Raw genomic sequence first — 760 nt, forward strand, 5'->3', positions numbered from 1 at the left:
CGCGACCAGCCGGCGGCCGCGCCCCGCGGGCGCGTCGGGCCGGGTGACGACGGCGGCGACCTCGTGCCGGTCGGAGGCGATCAGGGCGTCCAGAGCGGGAACGGCGACCTCAGGGGTGCCGGCGAAGACGAGCTTCATCGGTGGCTTACGGCCTCTCGGGGCAGGGTCACGGGCAGCGCACCAGTCTATGGGGCGCACGCGCGAACGCGCGCCCCGCGCATATGCGGATACGCCGGAACAGCGTGACCCCTCACTGAATGGCGCGTTGGTCAAGAAAGAGTTGACCAGTCAATGGGCCGCAATCACTCGATCGTCAGCAGCAGTTGTCGCTTGGTAGGAGCGTGGCCCCATCCTTATCATCGCCGGTTCGAGAGGCTTGTAAATGGCCGACCACGCAACCCACGACGCCCAGGCACGGGCCAGTCTGCACCTCCTGGTGCGGGACATCGAGCGGGTCCGGCGGCAGGTGGACGCACTGCGCACCCTCACCGCACAGCTCGGCAACGTCTACCGCCCGCGCCGCTCCGGCCCCTCCGCGGGCTTCGTCGTCTACGGGCGGGCGCCCGCCCCGACCGTCCGCCTCGCCCAGGAGCTGCGGGACAGCGTCGAGACCCTGGTGACCGCCGCCGTGGACTTCGACCGTTCGCTGGGCTTCTCGTGGGACGCGGTGGGCTCCGCGCTCGGCGTCACCAAGCAGGCCGTGCACCGTCGGTACGGCGCCCGCCGGGCGGCCACCCAGGCGGCGGCCGACGCCGAGCGT

General features: G+C 72.0%; 1 protein-coding gene and 1 pseudogene. One reads left to right on the forward strand and one right to left on the reverse strand.

The window, feature by feature from the left end:
• Window positions 1-138, reverse strand: a pseudogene (locus G3I40_RS17550) (methionyl-tRNA formyltransferase); the annotation flags it as partial.
• A 244-nt stretch (window positions 139-382) separates the two neighbouring features.
• On the opposite strand from G3I40_RS17550, the gene G3I40_RS17555 reads away from it, so the two are divergent.
• Window positions 383-760, forward strand: a 378-nt coding sequence (locus G3I40_RS17555) for a hypothetical protein (protein WP_164303090.1), incomplete at its 3' end; no start/stop codon positions are given.

This window comes from Streptomyces sp. SID14478 (genome assembly GCF_010548525.1).
Classification (GTDB): Bacteria; Actinomycetota; Actinomycetes; order Streptomycetales; family Streptomycetaceae; genus Streptomyces.